This is a genomic window from Ligilactobacillus acidipiscis DSM 15836 (assembly GCF_001435755.1).
Taxonomy (GTDB): Bacteria; Bacillota; Bacilli; order Lactobacillales; family Lactobacillaceae; genus Ligilactobacillus; species Ligilactobacillus acidipiscis.
The window spans coordinates 1-8,682 of record NZ_AZFI01000088.1; the positions used below are offsets into that span (position 1 = coordinate 1).

An 8,682-nucleotide genomic window follows, 5' to 3' on the forward strand; every position below is an offset into this window, starting at 1 on the left:
ATTTCATCAGTACCACTTGATAAAGAACCAATTTTTAAAACTTACAAAATTGCTTGCTTTCTTCTTATTATTCATTATTTCTTTCTGATCGTATATTTGCGCTTAGAAGATTGATCACGATCATATCTTTTCCGTGCGCGATCCTTGTGGCTGTATCGATTACTGTTGCTACCACCCTTGCGACCATGCTGCTGACGGCCATTATATTTACCGCCGCCGCGACCGCCACGATGATAACCGCCAGACGAACGACTGCCCTTCTTATGTGGTAAAGGACGTTCTGGAGTGATCTTAACGGGCACATTTTGTGCATCGCCTTTAGTAAGATCATTCAATAAAGCCGCTGCGATCTGTTTAGCATCATATTTTTCTAAAAGCTGTTCGGCCTGATCTTCATACTTAACAGAATCAGGATCATCGATCAACTCTTGAACATCATCAAATGCTGAAGAAACCTGGCCAATAAATGCTTCTTTTTCTGTTGGTGGTTTCAACGGCAGCATCCGTTTTTTAGTTAAATGCTCAATAACACGCAAATAATCCATTTCATTTGGGGTCACGAATGTTACAGAAACACCATGATGCCCTGCACGACCTGTCCGGCCGATCCGGTGAACATAGCTTTCAGGATCTTGTGGGATATCATAATTATAGACATGTGTAACTCCGGAAATATCCAAGCCTCGAGCAGCCACATCAGTAGCTACTAAAATGTCCAATTTACCAGCCTTGAACTTATTCATAATAGTCATCCGTCGTTGCTGTGTGAGGTCACCATGAATCCCTGCAGCATTATAACCGCGTGCCTCAAGTCCCTTGGACAACTCATCGACCCGTCGCTTAGTCCGGCCAAAAATAATCGTTAATTCAGGTGCCTGGACATCGATGATCCTTGTCATCGTATCAAACTTTTCAAATTCACGTGCTTTAACATAGTATTGATCAACTAAGTCAGTTGTTAATTCCTTAGACTTGATCTTGACAACACTTGGATCTGTCATAAACTTCTCGCCGATCTTTAAGATCTGCTTAGGAATTGTGGCAGAGAACAACAAGGTTTGTCTTTCCTTAGGAACTGAAGAAATAATAGATTCAATATCTTCTAAAAATCCCATGTCTAACATTTCATCAGCCTCATCCAAAACTAAGGATCGAACATGACTTAAATCAACCGTCTTGCGCCGAATATGATCCAATAAACGTCCGGGTGTTCCGACCAAGATCTGTGGAGCATTCTTTAAGTTCTGGATCTGTCGTCTGATATCAGCACCACCATAGACGACCTGCACTTTACCATGCTTATCCTTACTCAAACGGAATAATTCTTCTTGAGTTTGGATAGCTAATTCACGAGTTGGCGAAATAATTACTGATTGAATCTGACGTTTTGATGTATCAATATTTTGAATGATCGGCAAACCAAAGGCCGCAGTTTTACCTGTCCCTGTTTGAGCTTGTCCAATAACGTCTTTTCTTTTTAAAACCAGCGGAATGGTTTCCTCCTGAATCGGTGTAGCTTCCTCAAAACCGCTGCGTTTGATTGCTTTTAATATATCAGCATCCAAACCTAATTCACTAAATTTCAAATAACATTTCCTCCTAAACTGCACTTATACAGTTGTTCATGATTTGTCTGAAAAAACAAATCTACTCCACAATACAGCCAGTTGGAATTGTCCTTCTTCTGTCTTGCAAAGTTTTTCTCTCTAAAACACATAACCATAAAATACTAGCACTTTTGAATACAAAAATCAATCTCTGATCAACATTGCCAAAACTTTTTCTAAAGCTATCCCATGACTGCCCTTCAGCATGACCAAGTCATTTGGAGACAACTCTGCGTCCAGATCGTTAAACAATCGTTCTTTTTCATCAACTTTGTAATGATGGATCTGATCGTTAGAAAATTTAGTCCGCAAGGCGTCTGCCAAGCTACCCATTAAATCTCCACACAAATAAACACTGGCAATTTTTTGCGGATCAATGGCTTGTGCTAGCCCGGCGTGCATAGCAGCACCCTGATCGCCTAATTCAAGCATGTCACCTAAAACCACGATCCTTTTGCCAGAAGTTGTGACCTGACTAAAGGCCTCGAGCACTTTTCTAGCAGCTGTTGGGTTTGAATTATAAACATCACTCAAAATTTTTTCGCCTTTTTTACCAGTGACCCACTCAGCACGATTTTTTGTGATCTCGAAATTTTTCAGTGCTTGACTCATATTGTNGAAAAATTTTACCGACACTGATCGCAGCTAAGGCGTTGTTAACATTGTATGTTCCGATCATCGGGATATTAAACGGTGTCTCAGGATAAGTAGCAACTTTAAAAGAAGTTGAGTTCTCATGACCTTCAATGTCAGTTGCCACGATATCATTGCTCTCATTATTGCCAAATGTCAGTTGCGGCATCGTTTTATCTTTAGCACGTTCTAATAACAACGGCTCATCGCCATTATAAATAAAATAGCCGTCCTCTTTTAAGCCATTGAGGATCTCCATTTTAGCATTGGCGATTTTAGCTCTGGTACCAAAAAATTCAATATGTGCCTCACCGATCATTGTGATCACGGCAACATCAGGAGAAACTAAACGACTCAAACAATCCAGCTGACCAAAATGATCCATCCCAAGTTCAACCACAAGAACTTCGGTATTTGGTTCCATCGTCAAGCAAGTCATTGGCACACCAATTTCATTATTAAAGTTTTCCGGCGTTTTCTTGACATGAAATTGAGTACTTAAAATCCCAGCGACCATATCTTTGGTCGTTGTTTTCCCGTTGCTGCCAGTGATGGCTACGACACGTGGATTGATTTTTTGTAAGTAATAAGAACCTAATTTTTGCAAGGCTTTTAATGAATCTTCAACCTGCAAAAACGGCAGTTCAGTCGGCGTGTTTGGATGATCTTCTTGCCATAAGGTAGCAACTGCCCCATTGTCTTTGGCAGACTCAACATATTGATGACCATCTTTTTCATCTATCAATGGCACAAACAAAGCCCCTGCAGAAATTTTACGAGAATCAAAGCTGACACTTGTTACCGTAATATCATCCCAACCATTTTGTGGTTCAATATCCAGTGCTTGTGCAATTTCAGCTAATTGCATTTTCATAATATTTTTTCTTCCCTTCAAATCATCGTGATCTTCAGTCACCACGACACTTTACCAATCGCAATTGTATCACAATTTTTACAAGTAATGAAACAATGTTGGTCAAGTGAGGCCTGCAACCACTGATTTATGGGCGTCTGATCATTATCTTGTAAAAAAAAACCTGAGTAAAAGATAACTTTCACCCAGGTCTGAATACGGTGCTTATTGAATAATAAACAGAACTAAAACACTCCACAATGTTTTAGCCCAGACACACTGCTTCCTGCAGTAAAACGTGCCCCGTTTCGATCAAACCGCTAGGCGCCGCAGCGCAACAATTAAATTGTCCGGCTATATCTCGACTCATCGCATACATACACTTTACTCGTTTTCTTTATTCTTTTCAAATTAAATTATACTAATCGATCATTTTATCCATTCTGTGATGCTTGATCCCTGCCTCAAGGAAAACCGCTCCTTGAACCTTAAAGCCTAATTTAAGATAAAAGGTTTGTGCCTGATCCTGTGCACCTAAAGTTAACAGTCCAATCCCCTTTTTTCTGGCATTGTCTTCAATTTCAATTATGATCCGACTGCCCAGCCCTCGTTTACGAACACTTTTTTTCACTGCAACTCGCTGAATATGCCACGTTTTTGGAGTTTCCTCAAAAACCCGGGCAGTTACGAGCGGCTCATTGTTTGAATAACCGACAAAATACAGTGGTCCACTTTCACCATCGATCTCATCAGCTTCGGCAACATTTTGTTCCTTAACGAAAACCTCTTGTCTGAGTTTTAGCGCATCATGATAAACTGAGCTGTCAAGATCAATTGTTTGTTTAAATATCAGCATCAAATCACCTCTTGTCTTTTAAAAATAAAAACAAAGTTAGCTTATGTTAATATCTTACCAGATTTACTTTGCTCTATTCTAACAAAAAATTCTCACTTGCCTGACCATAACGACCCAACTTACCAATGCGCAAATTTAAAAGTACCCTTAAAAAGTACTTTTTCTTTAAATATTTTTGCATTAAACGAAAACTTTCACAACTAGGTTTAAAAAATTTGAAACTGTCCGAAAAAAAACTATAATGAAGGTGAAGTAAAAAACTTCAACTTATAGAAATTGAAAAGAGGCGAAGAAACGTGGCTAAAAAGTTAAGCAAAGAAGAACGCAAAGCTATGGCCCGTAAGGCGATGGAAGATCGCGCAAAACGTCCGAATGAGTCCAAGGGCTCCGGCTTCGCTAAATTAGATGAAGATGCTAAAAAACTTCATTAATTAGACTTAAAAATTTCTATATTCTTTTGTGCCTAAGTGCACAAAAAAAGCCGACTTCAAAGCCGGCCTTTTTTTAGTTATTTTTAGTTGTCAAAACATCTTGAAAAACTTTGAGAGTCGCTGGATCTTGATAGATATCAAAATAGACTTCGTCAAAAACCCCCAAAAATTCGCTTCGCGCTAATACATCACGAAATAACTCAGCCGTAAGTTTTGGATCATTTTGAAAAGTCCCGCATCCAAAAGCCCCTAAGATCAGATTATGCACTCTTTCATTTTTGAAAGCACGTAATGTCCGCAAGATCTTATCAAAAAGATCGATCTCAACATGCTGTTTGCTGACGGGTAAACCTGCCTTTTTCATGGCAGCCACATTGGGCGCAGAGATCGAAACAACATCAGGATACTTATAATTGTTAGCCAGTCCTTCTTCTCGTTCGTCGCGTAAAACCTTGACGTGATGAGAATATATCAATGCGCGGCTATAATAAAATCCATTATCATTCCTTTTATTTTCTACATAATACGTTTGTTTAAATTTCAACAATTCAGGATATAAAAATGAATTGCGGCAAAGAGTCTGCTCTTGAGCATTAAGGCCATCTTGAAACCGGCCTCCTGGCTCAACCGGATCAGCAAAATTCATCACACCTAATGAGCGTTGATCGGTAAAACGTGCGATCCGATATAATATATTTTCAGCACGAACTTTTATTTCTGGAGGTTTAGTACCCAAAGAGCCAGATTCATCTTGCCGGTTTATAATCAACATCGAGTCCTGTTTCAAATTATTCATTTCAATTTGATATAGGTTCATCGCTTTATGTCCTAATGATTTACGATATTTGAGTAAATCTTTTTGTGCATTAGCAGTTTCAGCTATTTCTTCTGCCATACTGAATGTGTCAACCCCCCATATTGCTGGACCTCAGTCAAGGAAACGTTGGGTGCTTTTAAATCTGTATCAAAGAGAGGCTTGCCTCCTCCTAATTGTACTGGGACCGTTGTTAAACGGATCTCATCAACGCTATTTACACTTGTCAATTGATTAATGATCGATGGTCCGCCAGCGATCCAAATATTACATTTTAGCTGAGCTTGCACCTTTTTTAAGGCCAATGGTAAATCCCCTTTGATTCGAATTACACCGGAGAGTGCTTCCATGTTTTGGCGAGAAGCTACTATTAGTTTTTGCCCCCGTTTTAATAAGGACTCAACTTCTTTTGGATATTGTTCATATGTTTTTCGCCCTAATAAAACTGCACCACAGTCTGACGGGTAGATTAACTCGGTCCCTGCCGGAATGAATTCTTGATAATATTGCTGTAATAATGAAATACTGCCGTTGATCGCACACACGTATCCATCTACACTTACCATTATCGACAGTATTATCTTCTTCTTTGCCATTATGATCTTCCCCATATTATGTAATATTCTCCAAAGCAACTCTAATTTTACACTAGATAAAAGAAAAAAAATAGTGACGAATCTTAAATCAGCCTTGAGCAAAAAAATGAAACGTTTATTGCAAAAAAAGAAATGCAAGCCGCAGCCGCATTTCCTAAATTTATTATTCAATTATTTTTCACGCGAAACTACTCGACATTCAAGATCCACAAGAACACTAAGAATACAAAGAACATCGCGTACATCAAAGCAGGAACTTCCTTTCCCCGCTTAGCAGCGATCATTGTGATCGGATAAGCAATGAAACCTAATGCCAAGCCATCTGCAATACTATAAGTCATAGGCATTCCGGCAATTATCAAAAATGCAGGAATAGCGATCTCAAGGTGTTGCCAGTCAATTTTAGCCATGTTTTGAGCCATCAAAACCCCAACAATAATCAAAGCCGGTGCTGTCACTTGAGAAGTAACTACTCCAAGTAATGGAGAAAAAAACATGCCAACAATAAATAACAAACCTGTTACAACGGCAGTCAAACCAGAACGGCCGCCAACTGCAATACCTGCAGAGGATTCGACATATGCTCCAACCGGTGAGGTCCCAAATAATGAGCCAGCTAACATGGCTGTTGAATCGGAGATCAGCGCCTTACCAACACGAGGCATTTTATTATTTTTCATAAAACCGCCCTGTTGTGCTAACCCAACTAAAGTACCGGCAGTATCAAAGAATGTCACCAACAAGAATGTCAAAACAACAACTACTAATTGTAAGGAATTAATGTCACCAACATGTTTGATGGCCACTAAAAAGGTGGGCGACATGCTGGGGATACCAGCAACAAATGAATGTGGCATTGGGATGAAACCTGTTGCGATCCCAAAAATCGAAGAAAGGAGCATTCCAACAAAGATAGCTCCTGGTACATTCAATACCATCAAAATCACGGTTACCAACAAACCAAAAATCGTGACCCAGGTAGTTCCTGAAAGAGAACCTAAGGTAACTAAGGTTGACTTGTCAGCACCAACGATCCCGCCGCCTTGCAAACCAATAAAAGCAATAAAAAGTCCAATACCTGATGAGATCGCATACTTTAAATCAGCAGGGATCGAATCGATAATTTTTTCACGTAATTTAAAAACTGTGATCAAGATGAATAGCAAAGCAGCAATAAACACTCCTGCCAGAGCTGTTTGCCACGGAACCTTCATACCGATACAAACCGAATAAGCAAAAAAAGCATTGATCCCTAAACTTGGAGCAGTCGCGATCGGATACTTTGCTAAAACGCCCATTAGCACACATCCTAAAGCACTAGCTAAAGCCGTAGCGGTAAAGACCGCTCCTTTATCCATGCCGGCATCACCTAAAATAGATGGATTAACAAATAATATGTATGCCATAGAAATAAATGTGGTAAAGCCAGCAAGTACTTCTCTTTTGATGGTTGAATTTAGTTTATCGATACCAAAAAATGAAGTAATAGAATTTTTCATTTTGAAACTCCTCGTCTTTTTAAATATATAGCAAAAATTCGCAAAGTTATCTTCTCAATGTAAATAGCCTCATCCCTTAACTGAATGAAAAGCAGAGTCATTGAGCGAAGACTTTTAAAAATGTGAAAGCTCCGTTCTTTTTTTGCGTAAACACGAACATTAATAAACTTAATGTCTTAACAAACAATTTATACTATACATCACTCGCAAATAAATGTAAATAAGCATTAATACAAAAGTAAATGTTCGTGTTTATAGTCCCTAGAAATCTGCAAAAATTGCCAAAAAATGATAATCTATTATGGTAAAAGAATACGAAATTGAAAGGTTGACTACTATGAACCGAAAGTCAGTCGGAATCAGACAAATGGTTGAATTTGTGTTACGCGGCGGAGATCTAGATCCGGCTTCCACGGGTTCACAAAATACTGCTTTGGAAGGTGCGCGGATCCACCGCAAATTACAAAAAGAGTGGGAAAAAACAACTAAAAAAGAAGTCTACCTTAAAACTGAATTTGAAGCAGCTCAAGAAAAATGGCTGCTTCATGGTCGTGCCGATGCACTACACCTGAAAGACGATAAATATGATGAAGTTCGTGAGATCAAAACTTCTGCTCTGAAATTTGAAGACCTAAGTCAAAACACCCTGACCCTTTATTTTGGGCAAGCCAAAGTTTACGCCTATCTTTTGATGGAACAAAATGACCTAGAACAGTTGAAGTTGTCACTCTATTATTTTCAGACAACTACCGAAAAATTAACTATTAAAACTATTGATTACACTAAAGACGAGGCAACAGAGTTTTTTGAGAACTTATTGAAGGAATTTACTTGGTGGATCGAATTTAAAGCAGAATTACGATCAAAGAGAAATATTTCTTGTCAAAAATTATCCTTCCCGTTTCCGCAGTACCGGCAAAATCAACATGAACTTTCTGCTGCTGTTTACAAAACAATTTATTCGCATAAGCGGCTTTTTGTGGAGGCACCAACAGGTACTGGCAAAACCATTTCAACCTTATTTCCAACAATTAAAGCATTAGGCGAGAAGCGGGCTGAGCGGATCTTTTATTTTACCGCTAAACAAAGTACTCGGCGTGTGGCTGAAGAAACATGTGCCTTACTGGGAGATAATGGTTTGTACATGCACTCGATCACCCTGACGGCTAAAGATAAGATCACTTTTGCAGAAGAACAAGATATTGCAGATACTGAAAACCCCTATTTTTTAGGGTACTATGATCGTATCAAACCCGCCATGAAAGACATTTTAACCAATGAAACACTGCTTACCAGAGAGGTGATCGAAAAATACGCTGCTAAACACACCGTTGATCCTTTCGAGTTTTCCTTAGATGTCAGTTTACGCGTGGTGCTAGTTCGTAATAATTCT

General features: G+C 39.1%; 8 protein-coding genes and 1 pseudogene. 2 read left to right on the forward strand and 7 right to left on the reverse strand.

Annotated elements, in window-relative coordinates; translation table 11 throughout:
• Positions 1 to 74 precede the first annotated feature (74 nt).
• From cshA to FC65_RS06845, 4 genes and pseudogenes are all read right to left on the reverse strand, one after another.
• Complete coding sequence (gene cshA / locus FC65_RS06835; protein WP_056972048.1) at positions 75 to 1,586, reverse strand: degradosome RNA helicase CshA; 1,512 nt, start codon at positions 1,584 to 1,586, stop codon at positions 75 to 77.
• A gap of 165 nt (positions 1,587 to 1,751) precedes the next feature.
• Positions 1,752 to 2,224, reverse strand: a 473-nt coding sequence (locus tag FC65_RS12435) for a glutamate ligase domain-containing protein (protein WP_275453099.1), incomplete at its 5' end; no start/stop codon positions are given.
• 1 nt (position 2,225) lies between these two features.
• Positions 2,226 to 3,114, reverse strand: a pseudogene (locus tag FC65_RS06840) (UDP-N-acetylmuramoyl-tripeptide--D-alanyl-D-alanine ligase); the annotation flags it as partial.
• A 400-nt stretch (positions 3,115 to 3,514) separates the two neighbouring features.
• Positions 3,515 to 3,949, reverse strand: a complete 435-nt coding sequence (locus tag FC65_RS06845) for a GNAT family N-acetyltransferase (protein ID WP_010499695.1) — start codon at positions 3,947 to 3,949, stop codon at positions 3,515 to 3,517.
• Between the two features lie 296 nt (positions 3,950 to 4,245).
• Between FC65_RS06845 and FC65_RS12755 the strand changes: the two genes are divergently transcribed.
• The gene (locus tag FC65_RS12755; protein ID WP_010499693.1) at positions 4,246 to 4,380 is read left to right on the forward strand and encodes a hypothetical protein; all 135 of its coding nucleotides are present in this window, start codon (positions 4,246 to 4,248) and stop codon (positions 4,378 to 4,380) included.
• Between the two features lie 73 nt (positions 4,381 to 4,453).
• Here the strand turns inward: FC65_RS12755 and FC65_RS06850 are convergent, their stop codons facing one another.
• From FC65_RS06850 to FC65_RS06860, 3 genes are all read right to left on the reverse strand, one after another.
• Positions 4,454 to 5,275 carry a TIGR02452 family protein gene (locus FC65_RS06850; RefSeq protein WP_056972049.1) on the reverse strand — a complete coding sequence of 274 codons (822 nt, stop codon included), beginning with the start codon at positions 5,273 to 5,275 and terminating at the stop codon, positions 4,454 to 4,456.
• Complete coding sequence (locus FC65_RS06855; RefSeq protein WP_056972050.1) at positions 5,260 to 5,790, reverse strand: dihydrofolate reductase family protein; 531 nt, start codon at positions 5,788 to 5,790, stop codon at positions 5,260 to 5,262. Before FC65_RS06855 ends, FC65_RS06850 begins: the two co-directional genes overlap by 16 nt.
• Before the next feature lie 188 nt (positions 5,791 to 5,978).
• Positions 5,979 to 7,289: an NCS2 family permease gene (locus FC65_RS06860; RefSeq protein WP_056972051.1), complete on the reverse strand. Its 1,311-nt coding sequence runs from the start codon at positions 7,287 to 7,289 to the stop codon at positions 5,979 to 5,981.
• A 301-nt stretch (positions 7,290 to 7,590) separates the two neighbouring features.
• Between FC65_RS06860 and FC65_RS06865 the strand changes: the two genes are divergently transcribed.
• Positions 7,591 to 8,682: DEAD/DEAH box helicase (locus tag FC65_RS06865; protein WP_235803095.1), on the forward strand; the 1,092-nt coding region annotated here is incomplete at its 3' end.